The following is a 16,350-nucleotide window of genomic DNA, read 5'->3' as shown; positions in this document are numbered from 1 at the left end:
TCAACCTTTTATTAAAGAAAGATTTCAGGCCGCCCTCCCCCGCCCCACCAGCCGTGGAACACGCCGCCACACCGGGGGTATACGCAACACCAGCAGGAACACCCCGATAGCGGCATACACCGCCCACTCCTTCAGGTCTGAGCGCACGATCCACAGGAAGTGCAGCAACCCAAGCCCGAGAATCACATAGACCAGCCTGTGCAGCTTCTTCCATCGCGCCCCAAGGCGGCGCTGGCTATACCGGTTGGACGTGACCGCCAGCGCCAGCAAGCCAAGAAAACCCAATGCACCGACAATGATGTAGGGCCGCTTGCGCAGCTCGACGCCAAACTGCCCCCAGTCCAGCCCCAGGATGAACACCAGGTACGCCGTCAGGTGCAGCACTATATAAGCAAAGCACCACAGCCCCAGCTGGCGCCGTACCACGATCCACCCCGACCACCCCGTCAACCGCTGCAGCGGTGTCATGCTCAGGGTGATCAACAGGAACACCAGCGCCCCCAGGCCAAGGCGATCCACCATGATCTTTCCAGGATCCGGGCCGAGCAAACCCATGGCTGCCTCATACAACCACCACACGGGAAACAGGCACCCGATCACGAAGATCGCCAGACGCAGCCACGGATAGCGCATCAATAGTTCTTCCGCAGGTCGAGGCCGGTATACAGCGACGCCACTTCATCGGCATAGCCGTTGAACATCAGCGTATCGCGCACATTGGGGCTGAACAGCCCGCTGGGCAGGCGCCGCTCCCGGGCCTGGGTCCAGCGCGGATGGTCGACCGTCGGGTTGACGTTGGCGTAGAAGCCGTACTCGTCCGGCGCCAACCCCTGCCAGGTAGTCGCAGGCTGCTCCGCCACCAGGCTGATGCGCACGATCGACTTGATGCTCTTGAAGCCGTACTTCCAGGGCACCACCAGACGTAGCGGCGCGCCGTTCTGGTTGGGCAGTTCACGGCCATACATGCCCACCGCCAGGATCGCCAGCGGGTTCATCGCCTCATCCAGACGCAGGCCTTCCACATAGGGCCAGTCGATCAGGGCGAAGCCGGAGCGCTGCCCAGGCATGCGCTTGGGGTCTTCCAGGGTTTCGAAACGGATATAGCGCGCCTTGGAGGTTGGCTCGACTTGCTTGAGCACCTCAGCCAAGGGGAAGCCCAGCCAGGGAATCACCATCGACCAGGCTTCCACGCAGCGCAGGCGATAGATGCGCTCCTCGAGCTGGTACGGTTTGACGAAGTCTTCCAGCGCATAACGCCCGGGCTTGGCCACTTCGCCATCGACCACCAGGCTCCACGGCTCGGTCTTCAGGCTGCCGGCATTGGCCGCCGGGTCGCCCTTGTCGGGCCCGAACTCATAGAAGTTGTTGTAGTGGGTCGCGTCCTTGAACGGCGTGATTGCCTCGCCGCTGACGGTGACCGCCTGCCAGCGCGTGGCGCCGAGCTTGTCGCTGAACCAGCCTGGCGCGCTGCCCGCCTCGACATCGGCATAGCGGGAAACCTCCGCCGCGGCGCCCAACCGGGGCAAGGCACCCAGGGCTGCACCTGCAAGGCTGGCGCCCAGCAGCTTGCGACGGGAGAGGTAGAAACTTTCGGGGGTGATCTCGGACGACTTGCAGTCGCTGGATCGGGGAAGCTTGATGAGCATGGCGGCTCCACAGTACGGGTAACTGATGTACACGTAAGACTATGGAGCCGGCAGGTTATTCCGCGATTAAATCCTTGTCAGGATTTGCGACGGCGCGCCCGCAACAGGAACTGGATCGGCCCCGATGCAGCATAGGCGAGGAAGATCAGCAGCAGGATGCGCGGCGGATCGCTGAACACCACGGCAAACACCAGCACCACGGCGAGGATCGCGACAAAGGGCACGCGGCCCTTGAGGTCGAGCTCCTTGAAGCTGTTGTACTTGATGTTGCTGACCATCAGCATGCCGGCGGCCGCCACCAGCAGCGCCACCAGGAACGACAGTTTGGAACCCTGGATGCCGTAGTCGCTGAACGCCCAGACGGTACCGGCCACCACGCCGGCCGCCGCCGGGCTGGCCAGGCCGATGAAGTAGCGCTTGTCGGCGGTGCCGACCTGGGTGTTGAAGCGCGCCAGGCGCAGGGCCGCGCCGGCTACATAGATGAAGGCGACCATCCAGCCCACCTTGCCCATGTCGCCCAGGGCCCAGCCGAACGCCAGCAGCGCCGGGGCCACGCCGAAGGCGACCATGTCCGACAGCGAGTCGTACTCGGCACCGAAGGCGCTTTGCGTGTTGGTCATGCGCGCCACGCGGCCGTCGAGGCCGTCGAGGACCATGGCGACGAAGATGGCGATGGCGGCGAAGGCGAAATACTTGCTCGCCTCGCGTGGGTCACCCGCGCTCAGGGCGCTCTGCGCGCTCATCGAGCTGATGATGGAATAGAAGCCGGCGAACAGGTTCGCGGTGGTGAACAGGTTGGGCAGCAGATAGATACCGCGGTGACGCACCTTGCGCCCTTCGGCGTCGTGGCCTTCTTCAACGTGCTCATCGACAGGTAGCAGGCTTTCGGCGTCGGAGGGCTTGTTCGGCTCTTCGGGACGTTCGCTCATGAAAAGTACCTTGCAACAGGGTGGAATATGTTCGACATGGGCCCGGGAAAACGGTTCTAACAGCGAGCCACTGGTCGCTTTATACCAGAAGCTGACCGCGCAAACGAAAAAACGCGGCCTAAGCCGCGTTTTTCATTATCGACGCAAGACTCAGTTCTTGGTCTTGTCGACGATCTTGTTGGCCGAGATCCACGGCATCATCGAACGCAGCTGCTCGCCGATGATCTCGATGCCGTGAGCGGCGTTGTTGCGGCGCTTGGCGGTCATCGAAGGATAGTTGGTGGCGCCTTCGCTGATGAACATCTTCGCGTACTCGCCGTCCTGGATGCGCTTCAGAGCGTTGCGCATGGCCTTGCGGGATTCTTCGTTGATGACTTCAGGGCCGGTGACGTACTCACCGTACTCGGCGTTGTTGGAGATCGAGTAGTTCATGTTGGCGATGCCGCCTTCGTACATGAGGTCAACGATCAGCTTCAGCTCGTGCAGGCACTCGAAGTAGGCCATTTCCGGGGCGTAGCCCGCTTCGACCAGGGTTTCGAAACCGGCTTTGACCAGTTCGACGGTACCGCCGCAGAGAACGGCCTGCTCACCGAACAGGTCGGTTTCGGTCTCGTCCTTGAAGGTGGTTTCGATGATGCCGGTACGGCCGCCACCGACGCCAGCGGCGTAGGACAGGGCGACGTTCTTGGCGTTGCCCGAGGCGTCCTGGTAGATGGCGATCAGGTCAGGGATGCCGCCGCCTTTGACGAACTCGGAGCGCACGGTGTGGCCCGGGGCCTTCGGCGCGATCATGATCACGTCGAGGTCGGCACGCGGTACGACCTGGTTGTAGTGGATCGAGAAGCCGTGGGAGAAGGCCAGAGTGGCGCCCTTCTTGATGTTCGGCTCGATCTCGTTCTTGTACAGCTGGCCCTGGAACTCGTCCGGGGTCAGGATCATGACCAGGTCGGCGGCAGCGACGGCGCTGGCCACGTCGGCCACTTTCAGGCCGTGGGCTTCTGCCTTGGCAACGGTAGCCGAACCTTTACGCAGACCGACGGTAACGTCCACACCGGAGTCCTTCAGGTTGCACGCCTGGGCGTGACCCTGGGAACCGTAGCCGATGATGGCGACTTTCTTGCCCTGGATGATGGAGAGGTCGCAGTCTTTGTCGTAGAAAACTTTCATGAAAATACCCCTGGTTATATCTCGGCCCCTGCGGAGCCATCGCTATTTTTGAAGTTAGATGCTGAGCACTTTGTCGCCACGGGCAATGCCGGTGACGCCACTGCGCACGGTTTCGAGAATCGATGCGGTGCCGATGGCCTGGATGAAGCTGTCCAGTTTGTCGCTGGTGCCGCTCAGCTGCACGGTGTACACGCTGGCGGTCACGTCGACGATCTGGCCACGGAAGATATCCGTGGTGCGCTTGATCTCGGCGCGCTGGGCACCGGTGGCCTTGACCTTGACCAGCATCAGTTCGCGCTCGATATGGGCGCTTTCCGAGAGGTCGACAAGCTTGACCACTTCGACCAGCTTGTTGAGGTTCTTGGTGATCTGTTCGATCACTTCGTCATGGCCAACGGTGGTCAGCGTCAGACGCGACAGGGTCGGGTCTTCGGTCGGCGCCACGGTCAGGCTTTCAATGTTGTAGTTGCGCTGGGAGAACAGGCCGACCACGCGAGACAAGGCACCGGGTTCGTTTTCCAGCAGCAGGGAGATGATGTGCCGCATGTCAGGTACGCTCCGTCTTGCTCAGCCACATGTCACGCATCGAGCCGTCCTTGATCTGCATCGGATAGACGTGCTCGGTCCGGTCGACCGCGATGTCGATGAACACCAGGCGGTCCTTCATCGCGAAAGCCTCTTCCAGTTTCGGCTTGAGGTCTTTCAGGCTGGTGATGCGAATGCCCACATGGCCATAGGCCTCGGCCAGCTTGACGAAGTCCGGCAGCGACTCGACATAGGAGTGCGAGTGGCGACCGTTGTAGGACATGTCCTGCCATTGGCGAACCATGCCCAGCACACCGTTGTTCAGGTTGACGATCTTCACCGGCAGGCCGTACTGCATGCAGGTGGACAGCTCCTGGATGTTCATCTGGATGCTGCCTTCACCGGTAACGCAGGCCACGTCCTGGTCGGGGAAGTTGAGCTTGATGCCCATGGCCGCCGGGAAACCGAAGCCCATGGTGCCCAGGCCACCGGAGTTGATCCAGCGGTTGGGTTTGTTGAAGCGGTAGTACTGCGCCGCGAACATCTGGTGCTGGCCCACGTCGGAGGTGACGAAGGCATCGCCCTTGGTCACTTCGCACAGGGTCTCGATGACCTGTTGCGGCTTGATGATGTTGCCGTCGCCCTTGTCGTAGGGGAACAGCTCACCGTCGCCACGCCATTCGTCGATCTGCTTCCACCAGGCATCGAGCGCCGCCTTGTCGGGCTGCTCGCCGATTTCCTTGAGGATGCCGAGCATTTCGCTCAACACGCTCTCGACCGGACCGACGATCGGCACGTCGGCCTTGATCATCTTCGAGATCGACGCCGGGTCGATGTCGATGTGGATGATCTTGGCGTTCGGGCAGAACTTGGCCGGGCCGTTGACCACGCGGTCGTCGAAACGCACGCCGACAGCGAAGATCACGTCGGCGTTGTGCATGGCCAGGTTGGCGGTGTAGCTGCCGTGCATGCCGAGCATGCCGAGGAACTGGCGGTCGGTGCCGGGGAAGCCACCAAGGCCCATGAGGGTGTTGGTGACCGGCAGGTTCAACGACTTGGCGATTTCGGTCAGGGCTTCGGAGCCACCGCCGAGAATCACGCCGCCGCCGGAGTAGACCACCGGGCGCTTGGCCGCGAGGAGCATTTCGGCTGCCTTGCGGATCTGCCCGGAATGGCCGCGCAGGGCCGGGCTATAGGAACGCAGCTTGACCTTTTTCGGGTAGATGTACTCGAACTTCTCGGCCGGGTTGGTCATATCTTTTGGAATGTCGACCACGACCGGGCCGGGACGGCCGGACTGCGCCAGATAGAAGGCTTTTTTCAGGACTTCGGGGATTTCCGAGGCGTGCTTGACCATGAAGCTGTGCTTCACGATCGGCCGGGAGATACCGATCATGTCGGTTTCCTGGAACGCATCGGTGCCGACCATGGTGCTGGGCACCTGGCCAGACAGGATGACCATCGGGATGGAATCCATGTAGGCGGTGGCAATGCCGGTGATGGCATTGGTCGCGCCTGGGCCGGAAGTCACCAGTACCACGCCGGCCTTGCCGGTGGCACGGGCGTAACCGTCCGCCATATGGGTGGCAGCCTGCTCGTGACGAACCAGGATGTGCTGGACTTCCGGTTCCTTGAACAAGGCATCGTAAACATGAAGGAGAGCACCGCCAGGGTACCCGTAGATGTGCTTAACGCCTTCGTCGCGCAAGAAGCGGACGACCATTTCAGCGCCGGATAAGAGCTCCACGTTGTTCACCTCTAAAACGCCAGAATACCGCCCTCACTGAGCGGGTCTTATTAGGTTTACTGCCAAGCAGAGCATGAGCGAACGTCAGCACTGACTGAGCAAGTATTGGGAATACCCTGGTGTGTTGCGGGCCTTCCCACCCAGCGCGAGGTAACGCGTTGCGGGGTGTTACAAGTCGGCGCGGGTGTGCGCCTCATGATCTGCTTAGCGGGTCTGCTTCTGGCAGTCCCTCTACAGCGGAATCTGGATTCTTGTGATTCGGCGCTCACAAGTCAAGAGAAATTATTGCCAATTTTTCATCAAGATGAATTCTCACCACCACTAATGGCGCGAGCAGCAGCAGGAAAAATAAGATTTCCATAAAAAAGGGCCACAATCCGCGGCCCTTGAAGGAAAAACGGTAGAAATCAGGCGGAAGGCGCGATCAATTGGTCGAAAGTTGCGAGCAAACGCCGTAGCTCGCGGCTTTGTTCCGGGCGGTCGACGAACACCGTCTCGGCCATCACCAGGATGCCCGAGGCGTTGGGCAACGGGTGCCCGTGCTCGAGAATCAGCTTCATGCGCGGCAGGAAGATCCACTGCAGCCACTGTTCGAAGCTCATGCGGTCCACCGCGAACGGCTCCACGCTGGCCAGCGCCTCGGCACTGGGGGTGGCGTCGCTCCACCAGCCCTGGACCTTGAGTTCCTGCTCGATCAGCAGCAGTTGGTCGGCGATATCGAGAATGCGCTGTTCCATCACAGGTTGACCCGCGCCTTCTGCCGCGCCAGGGCGGCACCTGCGCTGTCACCCTGCTTTTCGCGGGCCTGGGCGATGGTGTTCCACAGCTGGGCCTGCAGATCTGGGCGACCGTTGGCGTAGGTCAGGGCACGGCGCGCCAGTTGCTCGGACTGCGCCGCATCGCCCTGGGACAGGCGCACCTGGGCCAGGCGGAACAGCACCTGCGGCTCACGCGGGGCAATGCGCTGGGCACGCTCCAGGCTCGACGCGGCGCCGTTGAAGTCGCCGCTGCCCTGCTGCTGCTGGGCAGTGGTGAGCAAGGCCAGCACCGGGCCGTCGAGCTGCTCGTCAGCCGACAGGCCGCCACTGGAGGCATTGCCACGCGGGATACCGGTCGGGGCACTGGTCACCGGCGCCGGGTTGCTCATCGAGGCAATGTCGAACGGTTCGTCGGCAATCGGGTTGGGGTTGGTCGTGATCGGCCCGCTGCTGACCGGGCCCGGGGTGATCGGGCCGGTGCTGATCGGCGCAGGCCCGGTGCCTGCCGGGAACGACTGGATCGGCGCGCCGCCTGTCCCCTGCGGGATCATCACGGTGACGCCGGAGTCTTCCGGCAATGACTGGGCCTGGCTGCTGCCGCCGCTGGTCGGATAGGCCGACGTGCGGTTGGCCGAGACGCGCTCGCTGTTGGAGACCCGGGTGCTCGAATCGACCACCGGAATGTTGCCACGCGGGACGCTGGCACAGCCGTGCAGAACGGTCACTGCCGCCACGGCAGGAATCCACCACTTGTTCACTTCACACCCTCTTCAGAAGCTCGCGCTCAATTCATCCAGCCCTTGACCCAGTCCATCACCTCTTCGGCCGGGTTCTGCTCGCCGCCACAGGCGGCGCCTGCGGGCGGTTCACTGCCACGAATATACGGCATCTGCACCGCTCCCGGACAGCTGCCGTCGGAACCCTGGCCGCTGTATGGGTCGATCCAGGCCTGCACCACGTTGTCCGGCTGCGGCATGTCCAGCGGCAGCGGGTCGGCCTTCTTCATGAAGCTGGTCCACACCTGCAACGCGCCGGTGGCACCGGTGAACGGCGTCTTGCCGTTGTCGTCGCGGCCCAGCCAGACCACCGCCAGCAGGTCCTGGCTGAAACCGGAGAACCAGCTGTCGCGCGAATCGTTGCTGGTGCCGGTCTTGCCGGCCAGGGTCAGCGAGCTCGGCAGCGTGCTGTACACCGAGCGCCCGGTACCTTCGCGCATCACCCGCTGCATGGCGTTCTGCACCAGGTAGATAGAGCCCGGATCGAAGGTCTGCTGGATCTGGAACGGGTAGCGCTTGAGCGGCTCGCCTTCGGCGGTGAGCACGCTGCGGATACCGCGCATCGGCGTATTGAAGCCGCCGTTGGCGATGGTCTGGTACATGGTCGCCACCTGCATCGGCGACATGCCGCCGGCGCCCAGCAGCATCGACGGGAACGCCTGCCAGTCGACCTGCACGCCGAGCCGGGCGATGGTCTTGATCACGTTGGGCACGCCCACTTCAAGGCCCAGCTTGGCGGTGGACAGGTTGTAGGAGTTGGCCAGGCCCTGGTACAGATAGATGGTGCCATGGGGGCGGCGGTCGTAGTTCTGCGGCCGCCATACCTGGCCATCGGCGCCCTTGACCGAGAACGGCTCGTCATGCACCCAGCTGGTGAGGGTGAACTTGCTCGGCTGTTCCAGCGCGGTCAGGTAGACCGCCGGCTTGACCAGCGAACCGATCGGCCGCACCGCATCGATGGCGCGGTTGAACCCGGCGAAGCCCGACTGGCGGCTGCCGATCAGCGCCTGCACCTCACCGGTTTCCGGGTTGGTGACGACCATCGCCGACTCGACTTCATCGGCGCCCTTGCGCCCGGCCAGGCGTTTGAAGGTCTCGCTCATGGCGGTTTCGGCCTTCATCTGCAGGATCGGGTCGAAACTGGTAAAGATGCGCAGGCCTTCTTCGGTCAAGTCTTCGTCGCGGTAGTCCTGGCGCAGCTGACGCTTGACCAGGTCGAGGAAGGCCGGGAACGAGCTGTCGGCCAGGCTGCCGCGCTTGGTCACGCCCAGGGGCATCTTCTTGGCCGCGTCGACCACGTCCTGAGTGGCCACGCCTTGCTCGGCGAGCAGGTCGAGCACCAGGTTGCGCCGTTGCAGGGCGCGCTCGGGGTGGCGGCGCGGGTTGTAGTAGGACGGGCCCTTGACCATGCCCACCAGCAGGGCGATCTGGTGCAGCTTGAGTTCCTGCAGCGGCTGGCTGAAGAAGAACTGGCTGGCCAGACCGAAGCCGTGCACGGCGCGCTGCCCGTCCTGTCCGATGAACACTTCGTTCAGGTAGGCCTCGAGGATCTCGTGCTTGTCGTAGTGCACTTCCAGGAGCAGCGACATCATCGCTTCGGTCAGCTTGCGGCTGAGACTGCGCTCGTTGGTGAGGAAGAAGTTCTTCACCAACTGCTGGGTCAGGGTACTGCCGCCCTGGCGCATGGCGCCGGACGAAGTGTTGACCCACACCGCACGGGCGATGGACTTGGGCGACACGCCGAAGTGGCTGTAGAAGTCGCGGTCCTCGGTGGCGATCAGGGTTTCCACCAGATACGGCGGCACCTGGTCGATCTTGATCAGGATGCGGTCTTCGAGGTTCTTCGGGTAGATGCCGCCGATCATCAGCGGCTCAAGGCGCACCACGTCGAGCTTGCCGCCATTGGCGCCGCTGAGGCCCGCGACATAATCGCCGGAGAAGCGCACGCGCACGAACTGCGCCGGCTCCATGCCCTCGTAGAACTGGAAACCACGGGTATTGAGGTCGACGGTATTGCCGTTGACCGACGCCGCGCCCGGGCCGTTGGCCGCGCTTTCCCGACGGTAGCCGAGGGCATCGAGCTCGGTGAGGAAGTCGTTGCGGCTCAGTTTCTGGCCGACGAACAGCTCCAGCGGCCGGGCATACACCTTGGCCGGGATGGTCCAGCGCTTGCCGGAGAACTTCTCCTGGACAGTGGCGTCGAGGTAGACCGCGAAGCCGGCGATCAGTACCAGGCCGACCAGGCTGAGCTTGAGCGCCCAGCCCAGCCAGGCACGGGCGCGGCCGGTCGGGCGTTTTTTAGGGGTGCGGGAATTTCGGGTACGAGTCATGGCGGCGGATTATACGCACTTTGGAAAAGGGGGGCAGACGCCCCTTGGCGGTTTGCAGGGACGGCACCATTGACCATAATGTTCGATTCGAATTCCCTGACCCCTGAAGGATGATCCGTGAGCCAAGCCCTGATCAGCGCTCTGCAGAACCCCGCCCTCTATCCGCACCCTGTCGCGGGCTTCGAGCTCATCGAGACGCATATCTCCTGGGTCCTGCTGACCGGCGAGTTTGCCTACAAGATCAAGAAGCCGATGAACTTCGGCTTCCTCGACTTCACCGGCCTCGACCAGCGCGGGCATTTTTGTAACGAAGAGCTGCGCCTGAACCAGCGCCTGACCGAAGGTCTGTACCTGGAAGTGCTGCCGATCACCGGTAGCGTCGAAGCGCCGCAGATCGACGGCGAAGGCCCGGCGATCGAATACGCGCTGAAGATGCGCCAGTTCCCTCAAGGCCAGATGCTCAGCACCTTGCAGGCCAACGGCGAGCTGAATGCCGGGCATATCGACCAGATGGCGCGGCAGATCGCCGAGTTCCACCTGCAGGCGCCCAAGGTGCCGGTCGAGCACCCGCTGGGCACGCCGGACGCGGTGATGGCGCCGGTGGAGCAGAACTTCGAACAGATCCGCCCGTTCCTCAGCGACAAGGCCGACCTGCAGCAGCTCGACGCATTGCAAGCCTGGGCCCAGGACAGCTTCAAGCGCCTGCACGGCCTGCTCGAGGCGCGCAAGGCCAACGGTTTCATTCGCGAATGCCACGGTGACATCCACCTGGGCAACGCCACCCTGATCGACGGCAAGGTGGTGATCTTCGACTGCATCGAGTTCAACGAACCCTTCCGCCTGACCGACGTCTACGCCGACGTCGGCTTCCTGGCCATGGACCTCGAGGACCGCGGCCTGAAGTGCCTGTCGCGGCGTTTCGTCAGCCAGTACCTGGAGCTGACCGGCGACTACCAGGGCCTGGAACTGCTGAACTTCTACAAGGCCTACCGCGCCCTGGTGCGGGCCAAGGTCGCGCTGTTCAGCATGCCGGCCGAGGCCGACGGCGTGCAGCGCGCCACCACCCTGCGCACCTACCGCAACTATGCCAACCTGGCCGAAAGCTACAGCGCCATCCCTTCGCGCCTGCTGGCCATCACCCAGGGCGTCTCGGCAGTGGGCAAGAGCCACGTGGCAATGCGCCTGGTCGAGGCTCTCGGCGCAGTGCGCGTGCGCTCGGACGTGGAGCGCAAGCGCCTGTTCGGCAAACAATCGGCGGCCGATGCCGGTCACCTGGAGGCCGGCATCTACGACAAGCAGGCCAGCGTTGCCACCTACCAGCGCCTGCACGAACTTGCAGAGATCATCCTCCACGCCGGGTTCCCGGTGGTGCTCGACGCCACCTACCTCAAGCATGAGCAGCGCAAGGCCGCGGCCGAGGTCGCCAGCGAGACCGGCGTGCCGTTCCTGATCCTCGACTGCCATGCCCCGGACGCAGTGATCGCCAGCTGGCTGGCGCAACGCCAGGCCGAGGCCATCGACCCGTCGGACGCCACCCTGGAGGTGGTCAAGGCGCAACAAGCGACGCGCGATCCGCTCGATGCCGAGGAGCAAAAGCACAGCAAGCGGGTGAACACCCAGGAAAGCGCCAGCATGGACCAGTTGATCGAACAGATCCGCCAGCATTTCCCCGGCTTTTGAGCCATCAGGCGTGAAGCAGTCGACAGTTCACGCCTGAAGTCCGGCGCCCCTCCAGTGATGTCATTACAATATCATCACACCCCACGGAGGAGGCGCCGCCATGAATCAGCCCCGTCAGCTGGACAACGTCCTGTACTCGATGATCCGCGACGAGAAGATCGCGGCGTTCAACCGCGAGAAACCCAGCGATTCACCAATCGACTTTCGCGGCGGTGATTTCCGCGGCCTCGACCTGCGCGATCTGGATGTACGCGGCATCGACTTTTCCGACGCCTACTTCCGTGCCGCCGACCTGCGCGGGCTGGACCTGCGGGAAAACGGCCTGGAAGGGGCGAGCCTGGCCCATGCGCAGATCTCCGGGACGTATTTCCCGGCCGAGCTGAGCGCCGATGAGATCCTGATGTCGGTGAAGTTCGGGACGCGGATGCGTTATCGCAGCCCACGCCAAGGGTAAGCGTCTGGCCTGCACAAGGCGGTGGCCACGAACCTTGTGGATCGGACACACGTGGGAGCAGGCTTGCCCGCTCCCGTTCAGCCAGAGCGCTACATCCCGTCGGCGCCGATGGCAAAAGGCCGCGTAATCCACAACCCCCGCTACACTCCTCATTGACCTGCTCGCGATTTATCCCCACGACCCGTTCAGCCATCGCAAGGAGGCTCGATGAACGATGAATTGCAGCATCTGAAAAACCTTGGCAAGACCTCCGCGCAATGGCTGCATGCCGTCGGCATCCACAGTGCATCGGACCTGCGCCGGCTCGGCGCGGTGGGTGCCTATCAGGCCGTGAGAACGCGAGGATTCCGGGCTTCGAAGGTGTTGTTGTACGCCATCGAGGGCGCCCTGCTGGACATGCACTGGAATGACCTGCCGGTCGAACGCAAGCAGGCGTTGAACCAGCAGCTCGATGCCAAGTGCCCAGCCCAATCACAAAAGAACGAAAAATAATTGTGCAAAGGCATTGACTCCGAAATGAGAATCGTTATGATTATCACAACTGGTCGCGAGACCGGTTGGGTAACCTGAATGCTCCCTGGTTCGGACGCTCAGATTATCTCCTCATCAGGCTAATCACGGTTATTGACCCGGCTTTTTGCCGGGTCTTTTTTTGCCTGCGATTCAGTGGCCCTTGCGCAGTTGGGCGCAGTAGTCCTGCTCCGGTGTCGCCGGGGTGTACCAGACGAAGTCCGCCATGGCCGGCTCGACCGTTTCCCCCACTTCCGCCAGCAACAGCACCTTGTCCTCGGGCTTGGCGTCGAGGTCGGCCAGGTGCAGCGGCACGCCGAGATCCTTGCGCGCATGGTAGCTGCCGGTGAGCAACAGCGCCGGCTGCGGCGCGGCCAGCAAGCGCTCGGCGATGCGCCGGTCACGCTGCTGCTGCACCGCCAGCATCGCCGGTAGCTGGCTTTCCGGCAGCAGATTGCAGTGGCCGGCACGCACCTGTACCAGCAACGCCTGCACCACTGCCGGCGCATTGGAGCGTTCGCCAGGTGGTGTCGCCGGCTGGCGGTAGGCCTGGCGGACTTCATCAGGCGACAGGTTCGCCGCCAGTAGCGGGTATGGCTGGCCAAGGGCCTCGCGCACGATAGGCCCGTACAGCGTCCAATCCCAGCCAGGTTGCCAGGCGAGCGCCTTCGGCAGGTCGGCTGCAGGCGTTGCCTTGCCCTTCTGCGCATCGACCAGCGCCTGCTGTTGCGGCTCGAGCATTTCCAGCAGCAGGCTGCCCTGCGCGCGGCGGCTCTGCAGGGCGCGCAGCAGCCACAGCTGCAAGTGGTGGTGGTCAGGATTGTCGTGCTTTTCACCGACCAGCACCCGTGGCGCATCGGCCAGGCGCTGGACCAGTTGTCCAGGGCTCAATGCCTGGCCGCTGGACAACTCGATGATCTGCCCCAGCTGGACGTTGTCGCGGCCCTCGGTCCCCTGCCAGCCCGGCACGGGCGGCAGACTCGCCTGGCAACCGCCGAGCGCCAGCGCCAAACAGATGGACAAGCCGGACAGCAAGGGATGGCGCATGGCGATGGCTCCTAGCGAGTGATGATCAGCGGATGGCCGCGCTCCGGATGAGGTTGCACCAGGACGTCGATGCCGAACACCGCCCGCAGCGCCGTCGGTGTCAGCACTTGTTGCGGTGTGCCCAGTGCATGGCTGCGGCCCTGCTCCAGCAAGAGAATATGGTCACAGTAGCGCGCCGCCAGGTTCAGGTCATGCAGGATCACCAGCACCGACGCGCCTCGGTCGGCGAAACTGCGTACCGCCTGCAGCGTGGTGTGCTGATGCAGCGGGTCCAGCGCAGAAGTGGGCTCATCCAGCAACAGCGTGGTGCCGGGCTCGCCCGGCCACAGCTGGGCCAGCACCCGCGCCAAGTGCACGCGCTGGCGCTCCCCCCCGGACAGCGCCAGGTAGCTGCGCTCAACCAGATGCTGAGCATCCGCCGCCGCCAGCGCCGCCTCGACGATTTCCCGGTCGCGCTGACGGCCGCTGGCATGGGGCAGGCGGCCGAGGCCGACCACTTCCGCGACACTGAAGGCAAAGCCAAGGCTGGACGCCTGCGGCAGTACCGCCAGGCGCCGGGCCCGCTCCTGGCCCGGCCAATCGTCCAGCCCACGACCCTCGAGGTGCACGCGCCCGGCACTCGGCGCCAGTTCGCCACACAGCACGCCGAGCAGGCTGCTCTTGCCGGCGCCATTGGGCCCGAGCACACCCAGCACCTGCCCTGGCCGCAATGTGAGGTTGATGTCGTGCAGCACCTGGCTGCCACCACGTTTGAGAGACAGCCCTTGGACGTCGAGCATCAGTTGCGCACCTTCACCAGCAGGAACAGGAAGAATGGCGCCCCGATAAAGGCGGTGACGATGCCGATCGGCAACTCTGCCGGGGCCAGGGCCAGGCGCGCGATCAGGTCGGCGAACAGCAGCAAGGTACCGCCCGCCAGCAACGAGGCCGGCAGCAGCACCCGATGATCCGGCCCCGCCACCAGCCGCACCAGGTGCGGCACCACCAGGCCGATGAAGCCGATCAGACCGGCGGCGGCAACCGCAGCCCCCACGCCGAGCGCGGTGCAGAACACCAGTTCGCGCTTGAGCTTTTCCACCTCGATGCCAAGGTGCCGCGCCTCCGACTCGCCTAGCAGCAAGGCGTTGAGCGCCTGCGCCCGGCGCGGCAGCCACAAGGCCACGGCCGCCGCCACCAGCAGCAAGGGCCACAGCCGCTCGTAGCTGGCGCCGTTGAGGCTGCCCAGGTTCCAGAAGGTCAGGGTGCGCAGGGTGGCGTCGTCGGCCAGGTAAGTGAACAGGCCCACCGCCGAGCCGCCCAGCGCGGTCATCGCGATACCGGCCAGGAGCATGGTCGCCACGTTGGTCTGGCCGTCGCGGCGCCCCAGCCGATAGACCATCGCTGTCACGCCCAGGCCACCGACGAAGGCACACAACGACAACAGATAAGGCGCGAACCAGTCAGGAATGCCGCCCAGCCAGCTGCCGCCGACGATCGCAACCGCGGCCCCCAGGGCGGCGCCGCTGGCGACACCGACCAGCCCCGGATCGGCCAGCGGGTTGCGGAACAACCCCTGCATCGCCACGCCGGACAATGCCAGCACCGCGCCGACCGCCAGCCCCAGCAAGGTTCGCGGCAGGCGGATCTGGCCGAGGATCATCTCGGCCTGCTCCAGGCCCTCGCCACTGACCGGCAACCCGACCAGGCGCAGGCCGGCGCGCAGGGTATCGAACAGCGGCAGGCTGACCGGCCCCAGCGCCAGCGACAACCACACCGCCAGCAGGCACAGCAAGGCCAGGGTAATGAACAACGTACGTGGTCGAACCCGCGGCATCATGGATTGAGGCTGGCCTTGGCGGCGGGATAGAAGCTGGCGGCCAGCTCATGCAGGGTGGCCGGCAGGCGCGGGCCGAGGCCGCCGACCAGCAACGTCGGGTCGAGCGACAGCAGGCGCTTGTCGCGCACCGCACGGGACGTCGCCAGGGCCGGGTTTTCCTTGATCAGTGCCTGCAAGGCCTGTTCGCCACTGAGGGCCCGGTCGGAGAACACCACCACGTCCGGGTTCAGCGCGGCGAGGGCTTCCACCGAGAAGTTCTTGTAGCCCTGGTGGTCGGCGAGATTGCGCCCTCCAGCCTGACGCAGCACCCAGTCCCCGGCAGTGCCCTGCCCGGCGATCATCGGCTTGGCGCCGGCATGCCCGACCAGCAGCAATACACCAGGCGCCTTCTGCCCGGCCTGGGCCTGCTCGACCTGTTTGTGCAACGCCTCCAGCTGCTGACGGTAATCGGCAGCCAACGCCTTGGCCTTGTGCTCGTCGCCGAGCAATGCCCCCAGGTGCTTGAGGTTCTCGTCAACCGCGCCCACTTCGGCCTTGCTGGAGAATAGCTCGACCCGCACCCCGGCCTTGCGGATCTGCGCCAGCACTGGCGGTGGCCCCATTTCCTCGGTGCCCACCAGCACGTCAGGGCGCAGGCTGAGGATGCCTTCGGCCGACAACTGGCGCTGGTAACCGATGCTGGGCAGCGCCTTGAGCGACTCGGGGTGCTGGCTGGTGGTGTCGACGCCGACCAGGCGCTGCTCACCGCCCAGGGCGCTGATCCACTCGCTCAAGGCACCGCCGGCGCTCACCCAGCGCTGTGGCAGCTCGGCGGCCATGGTGTGGGTAGACAGGGCAAGACCGGCGCACAGGGCAATCAAGGCAGCGGGACGGCGCATCATCGGATTCCTTTGCAGAGGGCGGGCAGCACACCTTGTGGCGGGCGGCACAAGTGCGCACCATAGACAGCCTGGCGCGACGAATGC

16 protein-coding genes are annotated in these 16,350 nt (G+C 64.3%); 3 read left to right on the top strand and 13 right to left on the bottom strand.

Translation table 11 applies throughout. The features are described 5' to 3' along the window. Positions 1-24: 24 nt before the first annotated feature. The 9 genes from msrQ to mrcB all read right to left on the bottom strand — a co-directional run bounded on the left by msrQ (position 25) and on the right by mrcB (position 9,878). Positions 25-633, bottom strand: a complete 609-nt coding sequence (msrQ, locus tag AAHK21_RS17370) for a protein-methionine-sulfoxide reductase heme-binding subunit MsrQ (RefSeq protein WP_139673655.1) — start codon at positions 631-633, stop codon at positions 25-27. After that, positions 633-1,646, bottom strand: a complete 1,014-nt coding sequence (gene msrP, locus AAHK21_RS17365) for a protein-methionine-sulfoxide reductase catalytic subunit MsrP (protein ID WP_094012266.1) — start codon at positions 1,644-1,646, stop codon at positions 633-635. The genes msrQ and msrP overlap by 1 nt, the downstream gene beginning before the upstream one ends. A 77-nt stretch (positions 1,647-1,723) precedes the next feature. Beyond that, entirely contained in the window at positions 1,724-2,575 is an 852-nt protein-coding gene (gene pssA / locus AAHK21_RS17360) for a CDP-diacylglycerol--serine O-phosphatidyltransferase (protein WP_028691215.1), read from the bottom strand. A 150-nt stretch (positions 2,576-2,725) separates the two neighbouring features. Then, a complete protein-coding gene (gene ilvC, locus AAHK21_RS17355) occupies positions 2,726-3,742 on the bottom strand; it encodes a ketol-acid reductoisomerase (RefSeq protein WP_038706849.1) in 1,017 nt (338 codons plus the stop codon). A gap of 54 nt (positions 3,743-3,796) precedes the next feature. Continuing rightward, positions 3,797-4,288: an acetolactate synthase small subunit gene (gene ilvN, locus AAHK21_RS17350; RefSeq protein WP_003250040.1), complete on the bottom strand. Its 492-nt coding sequence runs from the start codon at positions 4,286-4,288 to the stop codon at positions 3,797-3,799. Position 4,289: 1 nt separating this feature from the next. Beyond that, on the bottom strand, positions 4,290-6,014 hold the full coding sequence (locus AAHK21_RS17345; protein ID WP_046857681.1) for an acetolactate synthase 3 large subunit: 1,725 nt from the start codon (positions 6,012-6,014) through the stop codon (positions 4,290-4,292). A gap of 407 nt (positions 6,015-6,421) precedes the next feature. Continuing rightward, on the bottom strand, positions 6,422-6,754 hold the full coding sequence (locus AAHK21_RS17340; protein ID WP_367857876.1) for a YqcC family protein: 333 nt from the start codon (positions 6,752-6,754) through the stop codon (positions 6,422-6,424). Then, positions 6,751-7,530, bottom strand: coding sequence for a M48 family metallopeptidase (locus tag AAHK21_RS17335; protein ID WP_046854095.1), 780 nt, complete (start codon positions 7,528-7,530; stop codon positions 6,751-6,753). The genes AAHK21_RS17340 and AAHK21_RS17335 overlap by 4 nt, the downstream gene beginning before the upstream one ends. Positions 7,531-7,556: 26 nt before the next feature. After that, positions 7,557-9,878, bottom strand: coding sequence for a penicillin-binding protein 1B (gene mrcB, locus AAHK21_RS17330; protein WP_367857875.1), 2,322 nt, complete (start codon positions 9,876-9,878; stop codon positions 7,557-7,559). A gap of 117 nt (positions 9,879-9,995) precedes the next feature. Here mrcB and AAHK21_RS17325 point away from each other — a divergent pair, with 117 nt between their 5' ends. The 3 genes from AAHK21_RS17325 to AAHK21_RS17315 all read left to right on the top strand — a co-directional run bounded on the left by AAHK21_RS17325 (position 9,996) and on the right by AAHK21_RS17315 (position 12,504). Continuing rightward, positions 9,996-11,558, top strand: coding sequence for an AAA family ATPase (locus tag AAHK21_RS17325; RefSeq protein WP_367857874.1), 1,563 nt, complete (start codon positions 9,996-9,998; stop codon positions 11,556-11,558). 100 nt (positions 11,559-11,658) lie between these two features. After that, the gene (locus tag AAHK21_RS17320; RefSeq protein WP_046854092.1) at positions 11,659-12,012 is read left to right on the top strand and encodes a pentapeptide repeat-containing protein; all 354 of its coding nucleotides are present in this window, start codon (positions 11,659-11,661) and stop codon (positions 12,010-12,012) included. A 207-nt stretch (positions 12,013-12,219) separates the two neighbouring features. Continuing rightward, positions 12,220-12,504, top strand: a complete 285-nt coding sequence (locus AAHK21_RS17315) for a TfoX/Sxy family protein (protein WP_046854091.1) — start codon at positions 12,220-12,222, stop codon at positions 12,502-12,504. 171 nt (positions 12,505-12,675) lie between these two features. Here AAHK21_RS17315 and AAHK21_RS17310 read toward each other — a convergent pair whose 3' ends face one another. The 4 genes from AAHK21_RS17310 to AAHK21_RS17295 are packed head-to-tail and all read right to left on the bottom strand — an operon-like array spanning position 12,676 to position 16,266. Beyond that, a complete protein-coding gene (locus AAHK21_RS17310) occupies positions 12,676-13,569 on the bottom strand; it encodes a ChaN family lipoprotein (protein ID WP_367857873.1) in 894 nt (297 codons plus the stop codon). An 11-nt stretch (positions 13,570-13,580) separates the two neighbouring features. Beyond that, complete coding sequence (locus AAHK21_RS17305; RefSeq protein ID WP_367857872.1) at positions 13,581-14,348, bottom strand: heme ABC transporter ATP-binding protein; 768 nt, start codon at positions 14,346-14,348, stop codon at positions 13,581-13,583. After that, positions 14,348-15,331 (bottom strand): FecCD family ABC transporter permease, encoded by a 984-nt coding sequence (locus AAHK21_RS17300; RefSeq protein ID WP_367859000.1) that lies wholly within the window; start codon positions 15,329-15,331, stop codon positions 14,348-14,350. Before AAHK21_RS17300 ends, AAHK21_RS17305 begins: the two co-directional genes overlap by 1 nt. A gap of 50 nt (positions 15,332-15,381) precedes the next feature. Then, entirely contained in the window at positions 15,382-16,266 is an 885-nt protein-coding gene (locus AAHK21_RS17295; RefSeq protein ID WP_367857871.1) for a hemin ABC transporter substrate-binding protein, read from the bottom strand. Positions 16,267-16,350: the final 84 nt, after the last annotated feature.

The organism is Pseudomonas sp. TE50-2 (genome assembly GCF_040813665.1).
Taxonomy (GTDB): Bacteria; Pseudomonadota; Gammaproteobacteria; order Pseudomonadales; family Pseudomonadaceae; genus Aquipseudomonas; species Aquipseudomonas soli.
This window is presented reverse-complemented; position numbering and strand designations above follow the sequence as displayed.